Genomic DNA, 19,214 nt, shown 5'->3' on the forward strand with positions numbered 1-19,214 from the left:
TTATTTTGGTTCTCCTAGGGTATGGCGTGCCTAGAGGAAAAGCTACTACTGAATCAATTTCCAATCTTTGCCTTCCAAAGTAAACTTGAGGACCTGTGTGTCTGATTTTAAGCCATGATTCCAGGTGGCTTCTAAACTTGCCTGCGTACCTTGATAATAAACCTCCCCCAAAGTGAACAAAGTGTTTTTGCTCACTTCCTGCATTTCTTTGCGTTTGTTTTTGGGGATTTTTTTAAGTTGCCGGCGCACCTGACTCTGTCTAAATTTGGCATAACACTTGACCATGGCTTTGATATCACCCTTGACGGAGGCCCGGCGCCAGGTTTCAAAAGTGTGCTTGGGGGTTACATAGGGACCTTGCTGCATGTCTTGATCACTTGGACCATTGAACAGTTGTTCAAACAACTCCTTATCCTGTGGGCTGGGTGGACTTAACAAGCCTTCTGTTTGTTGTTCAACAGCTGGTTTATCTACGGCTTTTTTTGTTTTTGATGGTTGATCAGTATGATCATTAAACAGAATTTGACTGATGTGCTGCTTTAATACTTGGCTTTTTTCACCTTTGTCGTTTTCTATGCTGACGGTTTGTGCATCCATGGCAACAATTTTACCCACAATGGGCGCTTTGCCATTTTTTAAAATGAGGGTGGCCGTATTTGCATGCGCTAAGTGATGATTATTAAAAAAAATTATACTTGAAAAAATAAAAATGCCTACAGTTTTAAAGAACTTTACGTTATGAAACAGCGTGATGAAAAAATTGTATGTATGTTTAAGTCTTACCATAACGCTTAGTTTACTCCAGACCGCGTGTATCAAAAAGAATAAAGCACCGGTCAGTCAAAAAAAAGTGCTCAATCATGCTTTAGAGTCAGAAATCAAAGGCTTTGATCCTTTGTTTTGTGATGACAAATACACCCATGAAGTCCAATCGCAAATCTTTGAAAAATTGTTTGAATACCATTACCTTAAACGCCCCTACCAGCTTCAACCTATGCTGGCCAAAAAAATGCCTGAAATCTCTGACGATGGTTTAACCTACACCATCAAGTTGCGCAAGGATGTTTACTTCCAAAAAGACCCTGCTTTTGGCCAAGGTGAAGCGCAGAGCCAACGCAAATTCAATGCCCATGATGTGGTTTACACCTATACACGTTTTGCTGACCCGCATTTAAAACACACCAGCTGGTGGATTTTGCAAGATCAAATTGAAGGTTTGGATGAAGCCCATGAAAAAATGAAAACCATGACGCCTCCCATTGACTATAAAAAAATAAAGGTTGCTGGTTTAACAGCTTTGGATGACCGAACCGTGCAAATCAAACTCAAACGCAAAAACAAACAATTTTTGTACCTCTTGGCCATGCCCAACACCGGAATTGTGGCGCATGAAGTGGTCAATCAATACAAAGAAGACTTTATCAATCATCCGGTGGGGACCGGCCCCTTTGTTTTAAAAAACTGGGTTCGCAATCAAAAGTTTGAGTTTGTTAAAAATCCTACGTATCGCAACGTATTTTATCCCAAATATGGTGAACCTACAGATGAAGCACAAGGTTTGCTCAAAACCGCCAATCAAAAACTGCCCTTGGTAGATGAACTGGTGTTTTGGGTTTATACTGAGCGTCAGCCGATGTGGCTGAATTTTAGAAAAGGTAAGTTGGATTTTTCTGTGATTTCAAAAGACGCTTATCAAAGTGTGGTCAATAAAGATGGTTCATTAAAACAAGAGTATGTCGATAAAAACATGGTTTTAAAAACCGGTGACAACTTAGATATAGTCATGAAAGTCTTTAACATGGCTGATCCAGTCATTGGTAAAAATAAACCGTTGCGCAAAGCCATCAGTGCCTCAATGAACCGTGAAGAAAAAATTGATCTGTTTTACAATGGCAGAGCCTATGTTTCTCATGGCCCCATTCCCAATGGTCTTGAAGGCTATGACCCTGATTTGAAAGACCCCAACGGCTACAATGTAGAAAATGCAAAAAAATGGTTCAAAGAAGCGCAGGCATTGCATAAAAAAAATCATGGTACCGAGAACATCCCCCCTTTATTGCAAGACATCACAGCTCGCTCTTTTAGCCGACAAATGGCAGAAGCTATGGACTATGAACTCAAAGAAATTGGCTACAGCAGCACCACGCGTGTGGGCACTTGGCCACAGTTTTCTGAGCGCATGAAAAAAAGCCAGGGTCAGTTTTATCCTTATGCCTGGAATGCCGACTATCCTGATCCAGAAAACTTCCTACAATTATTATACGGAGGCAACAAAGCGCCCGGTCCTAATTCTGCCAACTTTGAAAATGCCGAGTATGACAAGCTGTATCTGGAAATGAAAAACATGCCTGATGGGCAAGAACGCAATGCCATCATTGGCAAAATGGTGAAAATTATTCATGAAGAATGCCCTTGGGTTTTCTTTATTCACCGCAAAAGAGGTATGCTGGCGCAAGGCTGGCTAAAAAACTACAAAGCCCATGCCATGAATACGGCACCCATGAAATACTTGGACATTGATTTAGAGGCCAAAAACAAAACCTTGTCTACTTTATAAACTACCGTATAAGGCGCAAAAATCTAAATTTTGCGCCTTGTATTTTTTGGGAAACACTGCATGTGGAATTATTTTTTTAGACGTTTGTTACAAACCATCCCCATTGTTTTTGGGGTGGCCCTTATTACCTTTACCTTGTTTCATTTTGTTGGCGGAGACCCTATTATTCAACTTCTTGGACCGCATGCAACTGCCAGTGAAATAGCCCGTTTGCGTGAACAGTATGGACTCAATGATCCGATTTACATTCAGTTTTTTAGATACCTCAAAGAAATCATTACCTTTGATTTTGGTCGTTCTTTTCAAAGCCATCAAATGATTTCCACCATGATCAAGCAAGGGGCTTTGGTGTCTTTAAGTTTAACTTTGCCCGCTTTTTTCATGAGTTTGATCGTGGCCATTGTTTTTTCTATGCTCAGCGCATTTTATCGTGATACTTGGCTGGATAGGGCTTTGGTTATTTTTAGCATTGCTGGCATGAGCATCAGTATCTTGGCCTTTATTTTATTTGGCCAATACATCCTCGCCTTTCAAATGAACTGGTTTCCCGTCTCGGGTTATGAGCCTGGAGAAATTAAATATTTGCTTTTACCTTGGTTGATTTGGATTATTGTAAGTAGCGGCGCTGATGTGCGGTTTTTTAGAACCGTGTTTTTAGAAGAGCTGTCCAAAGATTATATCCGTACTGCTTACTACAAAGGCGCCTCTACAAGCAGAGTGTTGATTAAGCATGCTTTGCCCAATGCTTTATTGCCCATCATCACCCGTGTGGTGATCAATATTCCATTTTTATTTTTAGGTTCACTGTTGTTGGAAAACTTTTTCAGTATCCCAGGTCTGGGCAGTATGACCGTGGATGCCTTTAACAATGCCGATTGGCCTGTGATTAAAGCCATGACCGTTTTGGGTTCACTGCTTTATATTGCCGGTAATATTTTATCTGACTTACTCTACGCCAAAGTAGATCCACGCGTGAGGTTGAATTGATGTTTGCCCAACATGTACAAACTTTTTTAAGTAGTCTTAAGCGTAAGCCTTGGGCTTTGGCAGCGTTCATCACCATTATTATTTATATTATGATTGCTGTTTTGGTTTTGGCTGGACTGATGCCTGCAGATCCTTTTGCAAGAGACGGCCAAGCCTTTATGCCTCCGGGTAAGGACTTTATTTTTGGTACCGATTATCTAGGCCGCAGTATAGCTGCTAAAGTACTGCATGGAACTTACATTGCTCTGTCTGTTGGCTTTATTGCTTCTTCTATTGCCATTCCTTTTGGGGCTGCGCTAGGCTTAGCAGCCGGCTACTTTGGTAAACGTGTGGATGATGTTGTGGTGTGGTTGTATTCCACGGTCAATTCTATTCCCTCTATTTTGTTGCTCTTGGCCATCAGCTTTGTCATGGGCAGGGGACTCAGCTCAATTTATTTGGCAGTAGCTTTGACCTCCTGGACCAGTATATGCCGTTTGGTTAGAGCAGAAACCTTTAAAATCAAACGCATGCCGTATGTAACGGCGGCTACAAGCTTGGGTGTTTCTCAATTTAACGTCATTTTTAAGCATATCTTACCCAATGTGTTTCACTTGGTGGTGATTGATTTTTCACTTCGCTTTATTTATGCCATCAAGTCTGAAGCCATTCTCAGTTATTTGGGCTTGGGTGTGCAAGGTCAACCCAGTTGGGGGATCATGATTGCTGACTCCAAAAACGAACTGCTCAACGGTTACTGGTGGCAATTGGCCGCCGCCACCGCTGCCATGTTTTTCTTGGTTTTGGCCCTGAACATTTTGGCCGATCATCTAAGAGATGTCTTAGATCCCAAAACCGAGTCTGATTAAGTTGCCCTTTAATTGTTTTTTTAACTTTAGTGTTTAGTAGTTTTCCTATTTCGACTTTGCTATAATTGACTTACTGATGAAAATTAAAAAACATAAGTCTCAACCGGGCTTTACCTTACTGGAATTGATGATTTCTATTGCCATCATTGGTTTATTGGCCGCTGTAGCCAGTGTTGCCTATCAAAACTATATTAAAAAATCGATGAAGTCTGAGGGATATACACAAATTCGCAAAATTTATGATGGCGCCCTCGTTTTTGCCCAAAATGAAGATATTGTGGTCAACAGCGTGCAAGACAGTTCACTCACCCATGTCAGTTGTAAAAAAAGAGATCCCTTTGGTTGGTTCTATACCATCAACACTGATAGTGATAGACATGCCATTGCTGGAAGACGCAAAGGCAGTTCAGCAATCGCTGCTAATATTGATAGCGACCCACAAGAAAGACTTGGAAGTCTTAACCCAGATGGAACCTGCACAACAGCTGTTTATCCGGTCAGCGCTTATTCTATTTTTGGTTTTTCTGTTCAAGGCGCTCGTGATCCTATGACTTGGGCATACCCATTAACGGGGCAGTATTATTTTTCCTATGCAAGCTTACCCAGCCAACCTTTGGCCAATACTCTTATTGCAGAAGGCAAAAACGTAGTTTATGAAAATGACAATAATATCATGCTGGTCAACGGTATTTATGCTGTTGCTGATTTGGATGGTGACTTTAGTCCTGATAATCATGGAAGTCCTAATGGAGAACTTCCGCCTTTTTTTGATGGCGACCCTGAAGGTCCCGCTTATTTTGCCTCTGAGGGAATTTTTTATTCAACTTTGACTTACTTAATGCGTGGCATATACAAAAATTTAGACAATGGTGAAATTGAAGGAACGCCAAATATTTTTGTGATTAATCCCAATGAATAGCATGCACCGATTTAAAAAACCTTATCTACCAATTTATCATGCAAACTGAGCCAGGCAATCATCTGCTGAGCATAGGTTAATTGCGCTTGTTGGTTGTCGTTGTTGTATTGAGAAAAGTCTTTTCTTAACTCAATCAAGTCCGTTAAACTGCGCGAGCCTATTTTGTAACGTTTCTCTTCATCTTTAATAATATCTTGTTGCAAATCTACTTTCTGCTGACTGATGTCTTTGGCTTGTTGTGCTTGCTTAAGCTCAATATACAAGCTGTCTCTATTGTTTTTTAAATCCAGGATGATTTTTCTTTTGTCTTCCATAGATTTTAAAAAATCAATCCTGGCCAAAGCTGCTGCAGCTTTAGCTTGTCTGTCTCCGATGGGAACAGATAAATTTAAACCAAAAACGGTTTCTTGCCGTTCAATGGCTGTGTTAAACCTAACCGAATCATCAATGGTATAGCCTAAAACAAACTGCAAATCTGGAAGGAGCTGATTTTTGAACAAGCGAGCATTTTTTTTAGCTGCCTGCTGTTGCAACAAGGCTATTTGCACTTGCCTTAAATTGTCTAAGTCGTCGCTGTCTTTTGTACTTAAGGCAAGAACTTTTTGCTCAAGCTTTGCAAACAAACGGGCTCTTTCTTGATCATTCATGGCAATATCTTGCGTCCCCAGACGATTGCTTAAGATGGCTCGCATTTGATCTAAGGTATTTTGTTTTGCAATGTAATCTTCGTAGCTTAAGAGGCTGGCCAATTTAGCTCGAGATAAATCTGTTTTGCTTGCAATGCGTAAATCATACTTGGCTTTGACCTGTTGCTCCAGGTTTTGTGTGGCTTGGTAAAGCTCTTGTGATAAAGCAAAACTTTCTTTGGCAAGGTGATAATTAAAAAAGTCATTGAGCACTTGCTCAACGTATTGTTCATAGCTCTCTTGCAATTGCAACAATTGTAATTTCACTTCATCTTGCAAGGATGATTTTTTTAATCTGGCATTGCGACCAAAAATATTTCTTAACAAAGCCTGTTGAACCCTAATACTGGTTACCTTTTCTTCTCTATCCGGTCTTTGTGTTTGCGTGTAAGACACTGATGCCGATGTACCACTTTCTACAAAAGACTTGCTCAGCTCTCCAGTAACACTTAAAGTATCTTGATTGCTTTCTGAGCTAAAACCTTTTTGTGCGGACACATCTAGGTTGATTGCATTGGATAACATTTCCTGGTCAAAATAATGGCTTACCTTACTTTTTTCATGTTCTATCAGTTTATAATTGGGGTCATGTTGTTTTGCTTGCTCTAAAAGCTGTTCAAAACCTTGTGCTTTTAACTTTGGCCATAAAAAAACAGTCAACAGTATGCACAATGACTTTAAAAGTCTCTTGTCTATATCCTTGGTATAAAAGCTCATGCTTTACTTTCTCCTGTAACGATATAACGAAAATCTTGATAGTAGGAATACAAGCAGGGCACTAAAAATAAAGTAATCAACATACCAAACAACAAACCCCAGCCCATGGCCAACATCATCTCTGCCAACATGGAGTCATAGCCTCCCAAGCCATAGGCGGTAGGAAAAAGGCCAGCAACTGTTGTAATGGTGGTCATGACAATCGCTCTTAAGCGTGAGGATGAAATGATGGCGATGTTAAGCAGTTTTTTTTGCTTGGCTATCTTTGCTTGCTTGAGTTTATCAATCAAAACAATGGCATCATTGATCACCACGCCCATCATCCCCAAGGTTCCAACAATGGCAAAAAAACCATACTGGGCATAACCATGTAAATAAAAGGCCAGGGTTGTGCCCACGATACCAAAAGGAATAATCATGGCAATCACTATTGGTGTTAAAAACGAATCAAACAGCCAAATCAACAATAAGTAAATCAAGGTGAGTGCCATCAAAACTGAAATTAAAAAATCAGCTTGTGACTCTCTGGATTCTTCTACTTCTCCCCTAAAAACAATGTTTGTTGAGGGATTGTTGTTAAGAACTTTAGGGATTAACTTTGTTTCAATCTGCCTTGCTATTTCTAAAGGCGTTACCGTGCTTTGTGCTTTGATGTCTGCATAAATCTTGCTTGCTCTTTTGTAATTTACCCTTTCAATGGAAGAGGGTTTTTTTTCTGCTTTAAAATCTAAAATACTGGCTATGGGCACCAGATAGTTTTCCCGGTTGGCCACGGTTAAGCGTGAAATTTTTTTAATATCATCTTTACTTTTGTCTTGTCCTGTTAAGCGGACATCCACCTCTTCATCACCATTGTTTAAGGTGTATAAAATATCACCTTCAACATAGGTTCTTAACGTACTGGCTATGTCTTGATAGGCAATCCCCAAGCGATCAATGCGTTTTTTATTTAAGAGCAGTTGATATCGATCTTTTTGCAATGGTTCTTCTATCTCTACGTTTTCAATGGCAGGCAATTCTTGCATGGCTTTTTTCAGTTCTTGCGCTACCTTTTCTCGCAGTTCATCATTGTTTTCCTGAATTTCAAGTGCAATGGGGCTGCCACTGTCAAAACCAAACCTGGATTTCATAAATCTAATTTCTTTAAAGCCCTTAAGTTTATCCGTTTGCTGTTGCCATTGATCAATCATGGCATTGAGCGACACATTTCTTTCTGAAGGGGGCACAATTTCTACAATGACGGTTGCTTCATTTTCTCTGACCTCGCCACCTCGCCAACTTTGGCCAATGTATGTTCTGACCGAAGTCACACCGTTGTCAGGTTCATCCAAAAAAATCTTTTCAACTTGCGTCACATGCTTGGCCATTTGCATGCGCTTGAGCGGTTCACTGGCTACAACCTTAACCCTAAAATCCTTGGACTCTTCTCTTGGAAACATCACATAACGTAAATGCTGCTTAAAAATATAGCCGGATAAAAACAACAATCCCAAAAAGACAAGCAAAAGCAAAAACCGAAACTTCAAGGCTGTGTACAAAATTTTTGTGTAACTGGATTCTATGCGTTTTAAAAAAATTTGCCGCCAATGTTTGGCCTTAGCCGGTTTTAATTTTTTTAATACACTCCCAAGTTTACTCTTGTGAGCAATATGGCCGGGCAAAATAAAAAATGATTCAATCAAACTGGCAGTCAGCATTAAAATAATGATGGTGGGAATGTATTTAACAAACATACCAAAACGACCTTGAAAAAAATACAGAGGCAAAAAGGCTGCGCAGGTGGTTAAGACACTGGCAAGCACCGGTGAAGCCACTTGCAAGGTGCTGCTTACAACCGTGCCGTCTTTATAGTTTTTTCCTTTATGCCGAACAATATTTTCAGCGACAATAATGGCATCATCCACCACAATTCCCAGCACAATAATAATGGACGCCAGCGTCATGTTGTTGATGGTAAAGCCAAGAACCAAAGCTGCAATCAGGGTGAAACCTAAAGAAAAGGGAATGCCCATGGCTACCCAAATCCCAGACCTTAAATCCAAAAAGATAAATAAGAAAAAAACAATCAAGATAAAACCAATAAGACCGTTGGTGCTGATCAGGTCAATCCTATTTTTTACGTCATAGGATTCATCATCAATAAATACAAAGTCTACCGGTAAGTTAGGGTTGTTCTTAATGTATTGTTTAACAAAAGTATCGATGGCTTTTTGTGCTGATAAAATATCTGATGTTGTCGTCTTTTGGACATTGAGAATAATGCCTTCCTTGCCTTGCACTTTATGCACACTGTTGCTTTTTTCAAACTGTTCTTCTACGTGGGCAATGTCTTTTAATTTTAAGCGCTGGCCTTCAAAACCAACATTGATAACCGCATTGGACAGCGAATCAATGTCCATCAACTGTGCATCTAAATTGATTTCTGTTTCTTTTTTATCCATTAAGCTGCCAATGGGATAACGCACATGTTGATTAAGAATTTGTTGTCTGACTTGCTCTAAAGAAATTTCATAGCGTTGCAGTTTTTTGGGATCAATTTTAATCTGTATCTCCGGGCGTAAATAACCCGAGCTGTCAACACCGCTGACCTGAGCAAGAGATAATAGGCGGTTTTTAAAACTGAGTACATAGGCTTGAAGTTTTTGCCTGTCTTTGACACTTAGAATTTCAACATCTTTTAAGTAAATCCCAATATCAATGATGGCTTTTTCTGAGCTTTTAAACTGCCTATAGACTGGATCTCGTGCTTCTCTGGGAAACTCTACCGTTTCCACTGCATCTTTTACTTCCTGAACTTTTTCTCTTAGGTCTGGAATATTAGCATCAAAGTATACTCTGATACTGCTTACAGCATAGGATGAACTGGCATTGACTTCTTCTAAAGCAGAAACCCCTTTGAGTTTTTCTTCAATGGGCTTGGTGATAAATAGCTCTATATCATCTGCCGAAGCTCCAGGATAGGTCACTGTGATACGCAGTGAGTTGAAGGCAAACTCTGGCATTTCTTCTTTACCAATTTTTTGCCATGCCAAGACACTGCCAAACAAGACAGCCAACATCATGGCATTGACCAAAGCCGGCCGTTTTAAAAAATAGTGGATAAGATTGTGCATGCAGCCTATGTCATACCCAAGGCTTTACAAAAAATAAACAAATATAAGCTTAAGTCAAAGTTACTTATTTTAGTAGTGTATCCATAAAAAATTTTTGATAAAAAAGCTTGCTTTTTTAATTAAAGCTCTTATTGTGAATTTTATGGAAACTTCACAAAGCATATTTTCTTGCCTAAACAGTTTCCGTAACGCTCGTTTTATCCGTCTGGCTTAAACGCCAGATATTATTTTACCCCACACATTCACATTATTTTTTTAATTCAATTAATTTATTTTTATGGAGTTTATTATGAAAAAACTTATAAGTTTATCATTATTATTAGGATGCTTTTGCACACAAGCTAAAGCACAAAAGTATTTTTTTTCTGATCCTAACTGGTTGGCTGTTAAAGAGAATGGGCATGGCTACAATGTTCTGCTGCTTTTACACAATGGCACTCAGTGTATGTTTTACTTTGAATCTTTAAAACAAGAAGAGGGAAGTCAACATAACACTAACAATACATTGTGTCAGACTTACAAAGTCTATGGTCAGACTCAAGGTGAGAGCAAAAAGTATACAAAACAACTTTTCAATAGAGGCGGTGAAGTTATTGTTACTCAAGATTATAGCATTACCGCTTTGCAAAATACTGTGGTCAATGCAGTAGACCAGGAAAGTTCAGAGCCCGTGTCATGGGAACATTGGATTAAAATTCCAAAAAAACAATCGACCCTTGCAAAGCCGCCTGTCAAAAAAAACAATGATTACTTTTACCCTAGAGGTAACATGTAACCTAAGCATCCTTCTTGGGCTCTTAAACGAGCCCAAGTTTTTTTAAGCTTTTTTTACCATCAAAAAAATGTTGCAATGCGTTTTTTTATCTGCTACGTGATCGTTATGAGGTGTGCACTTTATAGTTTATTGTTATTTGTGGGACTATCTTTTTCACAAAGTCAACCGCAGATTTTTGATAAAACCGATCAATACTCAGATTACTATCAAAGTAATACTGAGACCTTTGCAGTGTTGGACAAAGACCTGAATGCCTATTATCCTACAAGTGTTGATAGCACTTTAAACACCAATGAAAATGTTTTTTCAATTACTTTCAATGTTACTCTTGAAAATGTTGTTGCACAAATGTGTGAAAGTTCTTCCGCAAGACTATCCAGTGTCAATTTTATCACTTGTCAATTGAACCAGTATAACGACATCGTGATTTTTGAACGCCATTTTTATACTTGTTATACCCTTGAAAAAAAAACTTATTCAGAGCTGCCCAATGGCTTGTTTTTGCAAAATGCTGAGTTGCCCCTTGCCTCTACAACTATAGATTATATTCCTGGTGAAATCAGTGAACCCGTTGCAATAATTAGACAAAATAGCAAGACAAGGTTTCATTATCCGGATAACTATACTTCCTTTCTTTGGAGGACAAGCAATAAACACAAATACGGTGTTGCTTTTATGGATGCTTTGCTTGAGTATGCTCCGCAGGTTTGCCCTTCAATAAACAGACCATAAAGTAAGTGCTCTAGGCTCATACAAACCATGGTTACTTTAATAATCTGAATTAAGTTTTTTAGCGTCAAAAGCATTTTGATGTAATTTTCTGATACGCTTGAATGTATCGCCATGATATAAATTAATGTAATGATAAAAACATCTAATATACCCATACCCTAACCAAACCTAACTTGATGAATATGCATGGGCTACATGATATTTATTTTATTCAAACTATACAATATTTCTATCTTTAACTACTTTTCCAAAAGCTGTTTTTGCAACAGAACGTAGTCGGTTTTGCCGGTGGCCAGTAAAGGGAGTTTATCCAGGTGCATGATTTTTTTGGGAATGGATAAATCTGCTAAACCTTGTTGTTTGGCATAATTGCGCAAGTCTTCTTTGTTGGCTTTTTTATGATTGGTCACCAACAATAGAGCTTCTCCTTTCTTGATATCCGGTATGGATAACACGGCATGCTGATGTTTGGGCCAAAGTTGATTGACAAAGGTTTCTACCGCCGTTAGCGACACCATTTCTCCAGCAATTTTAGCAAAACGTTTGGCCCTGCCTTCTATGCTGACATAGCCTTCTTCATCAAAACTGACAATATCCCCGGTATCGTACTCACCATCTTTGGGTGCTTGAATAACACCTGGTTTATTGGCCAGCAAATAACCTTTCATGATGTTGGGACCTTTAACCAAAAGTTTTCCGCCGTCTTCTATACCAGGTACATCTTCCAAACGATAATCAATGCCCGGCAATATTCTTCCCACCGTTCCAGATTTATTGTGCATGGGCGTATTGGCAGACAACACCGGCGAGGTTTCTGTGGCACCATAGCCTTCTAAAATTCGTACTCCATATTTTTCTGACCACAGCTTGCGGGTTTCTTTTTTAAGTTTTTCTGCTCCAGCAAACACATACCTTACGGCATAAAAATCATAGGGATTGGCAAAACGCGCATAGCCAGATAAAAATGTATCGGTACCAAACATCAAGGTTGCATTGGTGTCATAGACCAACTCGGGTATAATTCTGTAATGTAAAGGCGAAGGATAGAAAAAAATTCTTACGCCACTGAGCATGGTCATCAAGGTACCTCCAGTCAAACCAAAAGAGTGAAACATGGGCAGGGCATTGAACACCAAATCATCCGGACCAAAATCTACCCGTGAAGACATTTGAAAACGATTGGCCTGAATGTTCTTATGCGACAAAACAACGCCTTTGGGCGTTCCTTCTGAACCAGAGGTGAATAAAACCACGGCAGCATCATCCGCATGGTGAACATTGTTCCAATGGTAAAAAGATGCTGCAAAAAAGCTTTTTAACAAGCCTTTTAATTTTTTAATCATGCCAATGCTTTGAGCTACATCTTCCAAGTAAAGCATCTTGATACCGTGCTCTTCTATGGCTTCTATTAATGAGCTAAGTTTGGCTTGCTCTATGAACTTGCGAGAGCTGATGACGGTTTTTATTTGCGCGGTATCACAGGTGGATAGTACGTTATGAACACCGGTAGAAAAATTAATCATGGCTGGAATTTTGTTGTTGACCTGCATGGCAAAAAAGCTCACCGCTGTAGCCACCATGTTGGGCATCATCAAACCCACATAAATATCATTGTGTAAGGGTTGTTCTAGAGCCTCAGCCAAAATAAAACTTCTTGCTAAAAAACTGCCGTTGCTCATGGGTTTTCGATTGATGTCTTCTGCTATAATTTTTTTACGGCCATGCAATTTAACTTGATCAATCAAGGATTCAAACAAAGTTTTTTCATAATCGGATGTTTCAAAGACCATTCTGCTCATGATGTCGTACAATTTGATGGCTGCAAATTGTCGGCGTTTTCTACCTCTGATATTTTCATCAATGTCTAGGGTGCAAGGTTCAAGAATATTCAATGTGATTTTTTGAAACCATCGTCTGCGAACTTTGCCTTTAAGTTTAGAAAATAGGGTGTACTGCGCACCGTTGATTCTGATCGGTAAAATCATGGCCCCAGATTTATCGGCAATCATGCCGGGTCCATTGTAAATTTTCATCAAAGAGCCGGTGACTGTGATTCTTCCTTCTGGAAAAATAACACACTTTTCATCTTTCTTAAGTTCCTTAATCATACTGCGTGTGGCCATGGCACTGCTGGGATCAATGGGAAAAACTTTAACCAGGTTGATTAAGGGTTTAAAATACCAAACATTGGCCACCTGACTGTTGATGGCAAACATGGGTTTTTCTGGTAAATACAAAGCGATCAACATGGCATCGAGGAAAGATAGATGGTTGGCCACAATCAATACTCGCGAACCTGCCCTATGAAAATTTTCTATCCCCGTGACTTCCACCCGATAAATCAATTTAAACAGGGTTTTTAAAAATAATTTCAACATAAAGTCTCCTTTGTTGTCCAAAAGCTACGGCCTACCTTTTGTGTGGCTTATTTTTTGCTATCACCTTCTTGTTTCAGTCTTTTTTTAACGATGTCTCTAATCAAAAAGTACACTGGAATGTTGGTCACAGCCAAAATTAAAAACAGCTGAAGTAAACTAACCTTCAACGCAAACAAAATCAGCATCAACACGCTGGCCATGACCATAAACAAAGCGTTGACCACATTATTAGCGGCAATGACTCTGGCCATGAACGTTTCTTCTGTTCTGTCCTGCATAATCGCATACAAGGGAACAATGTACAGGCCAGCGCATATCGCCAAACTCAACAAACTCAATACAATACCCCAGCTGCTTAAACCGACAGCAAAAAACTCTGACAAACTCAACAGTTTATCTTGATACTCAAGCACCCGCTCCAAGTAATGCATGCGCTCTACAGCAAAAAACAAAGAGCTGATGACAAAAGCCACAATAGACAAACTCAAGCCCACAGAACCATAAGGAACCAGCTTACCATCGACTTCTCCTTTGAGCAGTTTGTTGCACCAGGCTGACCCTAAGCCAATGCCAATTGAAAACAAAGTTAAAAACAAGGTGACCGTATGCTCATTGCCACCAATCACATCTTTGGCATAGGTGGGCAATTGCGTTAACACCACAGAGCCAATAAACCAAAACCAAGACACACCTAAAACAGACAGCCACACCGTGCGCTCATGCTTGGCGTACTGCATGATGGACCAGGTGGCTTTGATGATGTTGATGTTAATGTTTAGTTTTTCATCGCCCACTGGAGCTTTTGGAATGCTCCTACTTGACCACCAGCCTGTTACTGCAAACACAATGACAAAAATAGAAATCCAGATCAAACCATTGTCAGTCCTTACCACCAAACCGCCAAACAGGGTGCCCAACAAAATGGCTAAAAAGGTACCCATTTCTATCAAGCCATTGCCAGCCAACAACTCATCTTTATGCAAATGTTCTGGCAATAAGCTGTATTTGATGGGGCCAAAAAAAGTGGACTGCATTCCCATAAAAAATAAAACAATCAGCAAGCCCTCAACACTTTGCACATAAAAACAAAGCGCACAGGCGCACATCAAAGCGATTTCAATCATCTTTATAATTTGGGTTAACTTGCTTCTTTCATATTTATCGGCAATCTGTCCGGCCATGGCAGAAAACAAAAAAAATGGGAGAATAAACAAACCCGCCGCCAGGCTCACCAGTGTTGCCGGTTGCATGCTACTTTTGCTGGCCATGTCATAGGTGAACCAAATCAAAAAGGCATTTTTAAAGGCATTGTCATTGAAGGCACCAAAAAACTGGGTGATGAACAAGGGTAAAAATCGCTTGGTATACAAAAGATGATTTAAGTTTTTCATTCTTGGTCCTTGAATTAATCAAAAAGAAAAGGTACTCCGTTTATACTCGTTAATTATATTTCTTTCTACCCATGGCTTGAATAGCTTGGCTACTATTAAAATTGCTAAAATTAAACCCTCTATAAATGTATAAATATAAAGCCCAATGATTGCATCATTCAATGAGTACCAATAGCCTGCAAAGCTCAGCATACATAATACGTAGTGAATGGTGATAATCAGACATGAAAAAGTGACTCTTATAAGCTTCGATGATTCTTTAATGATCCATACATAAGACATCACTCCAAGCGTAACAATTGAAAATAATACATTTACAATAAAAATATTTGCCCACTCTTCTCCAAGAGATATTTTTGCGTATAAGATGACTCCAAGGGTAGGAATAAGCCAAAGGCTGACCCACCGTATAAAAGGCATAATTTTGATCCATGTATTTTTAATCATAATAATTCAGCATCAAATTTTTAATGCTACACTAAAAGGTAGCGGCTGCCTTTTAGCACTTCTCCTCATTTAAATGTTTAAGACCAAGCAAGATTTGATTGATCAATAGATCGGTCATTTGACCAATGGATTCAGCCCCCACGGCTTCGAGTTTGCCAGTAAGTCCCAGTTGACAAATGCCATGTATGATCATTTCTTCTCATTATGAAACATTCTTCGCATTCAAAATTAATTGAACAATGTCAAATTATGGAGCTGAGGATAATTTAAGTCAAGGTATTGTTTTGCTTTTCAAACGTTTAATATCTTTTAAATTCTAGCAAAAAAAAGGCCCACGGTTAAACGTGGGCCTTTTGTGTTTATTTCAAGTCACTTCTAAATAAAAGGTATTCCTGCTTACCTTTTTATTGGAACTCTTTGGTTTTAAATATCAAGAACCGTTGATTTTTTTACTTCCAGTTAAAACAATTCTTTCAATGCTATCAATAATCTTAATTGAAATTTTCTTGCCGTCTTTATGGTAGCCTGCAGGGATTGTCCTGTCTAACTCTCGTCTATCACGAGTTATTTTTGCTGTACCTTTGAAATTATCTAATATTTCAACGTACATCACAAGACCATTTGGCATTTCAATTTCAGTACCATTTTCAATGTATGTTTGTTCAATACTGCTACTGATTTGATTGAAATTTATAGTGCCCGACAAATAGTAGTCGTTGTACAAAAAACCTTGGTCGGTAAAAACAGTTAAATCTACATTGACAGTATCAGACGCCAATTGGAGACTTGTTTCAAGCATAGAGCTGTTTGTTGACTCTTCTGAAAATTTAGTAGTTTTAGAAGCTTCACGCCCGTCAACAGGATACAATACGTCCATTTTAGCCGCAATCTGCGCGTATAGATTTAAAGAACCGAAACAAACTCCCATAACAATTAATAATTTTAATGTTTTCATAAAACCCCTTTCAAGTTTAGAAATTTTTCATACACCACAACCAAACATTATAAAAGTTAATAATAGTTATTATAAAATAAATATTTTTTATGATTTTTTGAGAATTTAAAATAACTTAGTTTTAACGCTGCATTAAAATTACGGTCCTTACGTGCTTTTGAATCTGAATGTGACCGGTTAGACCGTTTGTCATCGATATAAAATAGTAGCCTAAGCTTTTTTAGGCCTAACTAAAGTTTGTATTTTAATTGTCTTATCCTGCGTACGTTGTTTATTAAATAAACAAGGAGGTTTATAATGAAAGCATGCAATGAACTAAAATACCGTTACAACAGACAATTAAAACTAGCCCATAAACTGGAAAACAATTCACAACACTCAGAGGCTAAGGAGACTGATTCTCTTGATATAAAAAAGAGTGCTGCCTTTAAAAAACCCACCCAAATACAGCGCTTTTATTTAACGGTTTTAAAAGAAAAAAATCGTCTGAATTGATGGTGCTTAGCATTGTATAAAGACAGGTTTTTTTATATAAAACTAAAGAACTGAGCGCTTAAGCCCGATTGGACAAGCTTTCATAAAACAATCTATCTTAAGTTCAAATCAAGCCTATATTATTGCAAGCTTTTGCACTTTTAATCCAGACAAGGAGTTATATATGAATGAACATTCACAAAAACCTTACACTGACAATAACGATGAAGAAGATCAACTGCCCAATGAAAAGCCGGGCATTGTTGATGAACAGCAGCGTGAAAATCTAGGAAACAGCAAAACCGATAAAGAAATTGAAAAAAGAAAAGGCTATGCTCCTAGAGACCGTTGTTAAGCTTTAATACCTTGTTCTATACGACCTGATTTTCTGAGCAACATTTAAAGCCAGTGTTCCAATATTTATTCTACATTTAATTTTTTTATTCAGCTTCTATTCATCCTGGGTTGTTAAACCTTTAGGCATGAGACATTTAATCCCTATATATAAAGAAAAGAAAATAAGTTTTACTCAATGGCTCATCGCTTGGGCAGTTTTATTTTTATTGAGTAATTTTTACGCAGAAGATATTTTAAAAAGCAGTTTAGGACTCTCACTCTCCATGTATTGGCTGTATTGCATTGGCACTGTAGGACTGGTCTCATATGAGTTTATCCGCCGCGAGCCTTCTATAAAAATAGCCAATAGTTTTGCTCTTGCAGTCTTGTTGATTCATGCTTATTTTTATATCACCAGCCTTGTGCAGTACAGCTCAGGTCATTATGAGGCCATAAAAGCTTTGTATATGCTAACCATGGTCGAAACTATAATTGTAAGTGTATTTTTAGTCACTAAGCTTATGGTCAAGGGTATCAAATCTAAAAGCCCTGATAAATTTAAGCAACAGCGTTTAATATAAAATTTATTGAATTTGCGCATGGGCATCAGCCAAACATTGATTTTTAAAAACACCTGCTTCAGTGCTGATGCCATAATCTAAAGTAAACTGAGCGAGATTGTTTAAACGTTCAACTGTGTTTGGCTTGTTCTATCATTTAGATAAAGTTTTGATACACGTATATTACTTATTACTTGAGTTGATCTGAAATAACCGCACCAAATAAACTGGGAAAGGCAATGATGATGACTCTTTTAAGTGCTATGATGGGTTGGTCTAGGGGCAGTTTATCAATCAAAAACAAAACAAAAGTCACTGAACTTAAGCAAATCAAATAGGTGGCAAGCACTCGTTTAAAAAATTCAATGATATGGCCTCTCAAACGTAAACGATAAAAATTGTAATAAATAAAGGTGGTAATCACCAGCACCGAGACCAAAAATAAACTCATGACTTTTTCTTGACTTAACTCAATGCTTAAAGTCCATACTTCCTCAGTAAAACATAGAGAAGAGGAAATTAACAAAGAGCCCACAAAGAGCTGTAAAATATCCCGAGGCTTAAGCTCAACCATGAGAGGATTAATCACATGCGATATGGGTTTGCCACTGGCATCAAAAAAAGTCGTCACTTCTTTTAAATAGCCATTGATGCGTTTTACTTCTGTTTTATGTTTAGACATATAAAAAACCTTTTGCTGTTATGCTTGCTCATTACACATTTAAAAGTTTTTTTTGTAATAGAACCCTAAAGCACCTTTGTACATCTTGCTGTTGTATCGCTTAGAAAGCTTAACCCTGTTCCACTGTTGACTGCTTACATTGAATTGTACAATTCTTTCATCTGTTTTTATGCTCATTGTATACTGATAGTTTTCACCATTTTTATTACTCACCAAGGATCTTTCTTTTTTAATAATTTTTCCAATCAAAGGTGTTTGTTGACCCAAAGAAAAAAACCCATTGTACAAGCTTGCATAGCCCAAAGCCAACATGGCCTGAGCTACACTAAATATGAAACCTGTGACCATGCTCAATAAAAAAGCACGGCCCAGGCTGCGTTTGTTTTGTTTAACGTCTTTAAAAAGACCCACAAGTAAAAGAATAAAGTTGATTATGATTAAAAGTCCAGCAAGATTTTTCAATGACCAGTCTAAAGACAAGCCAAGTTCAGTTTCAAACAGTAGTAAACTGGTCAATGCAACCAACACTGTCAGCCCTAAAAATAAAGTTTGATAAACAATCATGGTCTACCTTCATGCATTATTGAGAAGCCTCTTTATCTTCAGTTTCTTTTTTTACGCTACTGAGCGTTTGAACTTTTTTAAGCCTTTCTTGTT

The 19,214-nt window shown here is 38.4% G+C and carries 18 protein-coding genes and 1 pseudogene; 9 read left to right on the plus strand and 10 right to left on the minus strand.

The annotated features are described in order from the left end of the window. Nucleotides 1–45: 45 nt before the first annotated feature. Entirely contained in the window at nt 46–615 is a 570-nt protein-coding gene (locus MRY82_10335; protein MCI5073318.1) for a hypothetical protein, read from the minus strand. 136 nt (nt 616–751) lie between these two features. Between MRY82_10335 and MRY82_10340 the strand changes: the two genes are divergently transcribed. From MRY82_10340 to MRY82_10355, 4 genes and pseudogenes are all read left to right on the plus strand, one after another. Beyond that, nucleotides 752–2,557, plus strand: a complete 1,806-nt coding sequence (locus MRY82_10340; protein ID MCI5073319.1) for an ABC transporter substrate-binding protein — start codon at nt 752–754, stop codon at nt 2,555–2,557. A 60-nt stretch (nt 2,558–2,617) separates the two neighbouring features. Beyond that, nucleotides 2,618–3,544 (plus strand): ABC transporter permease, encoded by a 927-nt coding sequence (locus MRY82_10345; GenBank protein MCI5073320.1) that lies wholly within the window; start codon nt 2,618–2,620, stop codon nt 3,542–3,544. Further along, a complete protein-coding gene (locus MRY82_10350; GenBank protein MCI5073321.1) occupies nt 3,544–4,392 on the plus strand; it encodes an ABC transporter permease in 849 nt (282 codons plus the stop codon). The genes MRY82_10345 and MRY82_10350 overlap by 1 nt, the downstream gene beginning before the upstream one ends. Nucleotides 4,393–4,468: 76 nt before the next feature. Further along, nucleotides 4,469–4,594: pseudogene (locus MRY82_10355) on the plus strand (prepilin-type N-terminal cleavage/methylation domain-containing protein). A gap of 728 nt (nt 4,595–5,322) precedes the next feature. Here the strand turns inward: MRY82_10355 and MRY82_10360 are convergent. Further along, nucleotides 5,323–6,714: a TolC family protein gene (locus MRY82_10360; GenBank protein ID MCI5073322.1), complete on the minus strand. Its 1,392-nt coding sequence runs from the start codon at nt 6,712–6,714 to the stop codon at nt 5,323–5,325. Then, the gene (locus MRY82_10365) at nt 6,711–9,827 is read right to left on the minus strand and encodes an efflux RND transporter permease subunit (protein ID MCI5073323.1); all 3,117 of its coding nucleotides are present in this window, start codon (nt 9,825–9,827) and stop codon (nt 6,711–6,713) included. The genes MRY82_10360 and MRY82_10365 overlap by 4 nt, the downstream gene beginning before the upstream one ends. Nucleotides 9,828–10,116: 289 nt before the next feature. Here MRY82_10365 and MRY82_10370 point away from each other — a divergent pair, with 289 nt between their 5' ends. Together MRY82_10370 and MRY82_10375 are read left to right on the plus strand one after the other, a co-directional pair. Next, complete coding sequence (locus MRY82_10370; protein ID MCI5073324.1) at nt 10,117–10,602, plus strand: hypothetical protein; 486 nt, start codon at nt 10,117–10,119, stop codon at nt 10,600–10,602. A 105-nt stretch (nt 10,603–10,707) separates the two neighbouring features. Next, a complete protein-coding gene (locus MRY82_10375) occupies nt 10,708–11,334 on the plus strand; it encodes a hypothetical protein (GenBank protein MCI5073325.1) in 627 nt (208 codons plus the stop codon). 239 nt (nt 11,335–11,573) lie between these two features. On the opposite strand, the gene MRY82_10380 is transcribed toward MRY82_10375, so the two are convergent. From MRY82_10380 to MRY82_10400, 5 genes are all read right to left on the minus strand, one after another. Continuing rightward, nucleotides 11,574–13,712, minus strand: coding sequence for an AMP-binding protein (locus MRY82_10380; protein ID MCI5073326.1), 2,139 nt, complete (start codon nt 13,710–13,712; stop codon nt 11,574–11,576). A 47-nt stretch (nt 13,713–13,759) separates the two neighbouring features. Next, nucleotides 13,760–15,103: an MFS transporter gene (locus MRY82_10385; protein ID MCI5073327.1), complete on the minus strand. Its 1,344-nt coding sequence runs from the start codon at nt 15,101–15,103 to the stop codon at nt 13,760–13,762. A gap of 18 nt (nt 15,104–15,121) precedes the next feature. Beyond that, nucleotides 15,122–15,550, minus strand: a complete 429-nt coding sequence (locus MRY82_10390; protein MCI5073328.1) for a hypothetical protein — start codon at nt 15,548–15,550, stop codon at nt 15,122–15,124. Nucleotides 15,551–15,602: 52 nt separating this feature from the next. Beyond that, on the minus strand, nt 15,603–15,743 hold the full coding sequence (locus tag MRY82_10395) for a hypothetical protein (protein MCI5073329.1): 141 nt from the start codon (nt 15,741–15,743) through the stop codon (nt 15,603–15,605). 237 nt (nt 15,744–15,980) lie between these two features. Then, nucleotides 15,981–16,505 carry a hypothetical protein gene (locus MRY82_10400; protein ID MCI5073330.1) on the minus strand — a complete coding sequence of 175 codons (525 nt, stop codon included), beginning with the start codon at nt 16,503–16,505 and terminating at the stop codon, nt 15,981–15,983. A gap of 297 nt (nt 16,506–16,802) precedes the next feature. Here MRY82_10400 and MRY82_10405 point away from each other — a divergent pair, with 297 nt between their 5' ends. The 3 genes from MRY82_10405 to MRY82_10415 all read left to right on the plus strand — a co-directional run bounded on the left by MRY82_10405 (nt 16,803) and on the right by MRY82_10415 (nt 17,896). Beyond that, nucleotides 16,803–17,000 carry a hypothetical protein gene (locus tag MRY82_10405; protein ID MCI5073331.1) on the plus strand — a complete coding sequence of 66 codons (198 nt, stop codon included), beginning with the start codon at nt 16,803–16,805 and terminating at the stop codon, nt 16,998–17,000. Between the two features lie 163 nt (nt 17,001–17,163). Beyond that, nucleotides 17,164–17,334 (plus strand): hypothetical protein, encoded by a 171-nt coding sequence (locus MRY82_10410; GenBank protein ID MCI5073332.1) that lies wholly within the window; start codon nt 17,164–17,166, stop codon nt 17,332–17,334. A gap of 127 nt (nt 17,335–17,461) precedes the next feature. Continuing rightward, entirely contained in the window at nt 17,462–17,896 is a 435-nt protein-coding gene (locus MRY82_10415; GenBank protein MCI5073333.1) for a hypothetical protein, read from the plus strand. A 169-nt stretch (nt 17,897–18,065) separates the two neighbouring features. Here the strand turns inward: MRY82_10415 and MRY82_10420 are convergent, their stop codons facing one another. Beyond that, on the minus strand, nt 18,066–18,557 hold the full coding sequence (locus tag MRY82_10420; protein MCI5073334.1) for a DUF2391 family protein: 492 nt from the start codon (nt 18,555–18,557) through the stop codon (nt 18,066–18,068). A 39-nt stretch (nt 18,558–18,596) separates the two neighbouring features. Continuing rightward, nucleotides 18,597–19,121, minus strand: coding sequence for a hypothetical protein (locus MRY82_10425; protein MCI5073335.1), 525 nt, complete (start codon nt 19,119–19,121; stop codon nt 18,597–18,599). Nucleotides 19,122–19,214 lie beyond the last annotated feature (93 nt).

It is taken from the genome of bacterium (assembly GCA_022763185.1).
GTDB lineage: Bacteria > Bdellovibrionota_G > JALEGL01 > JALEGL01 > JALEGL01 > JALEGL01.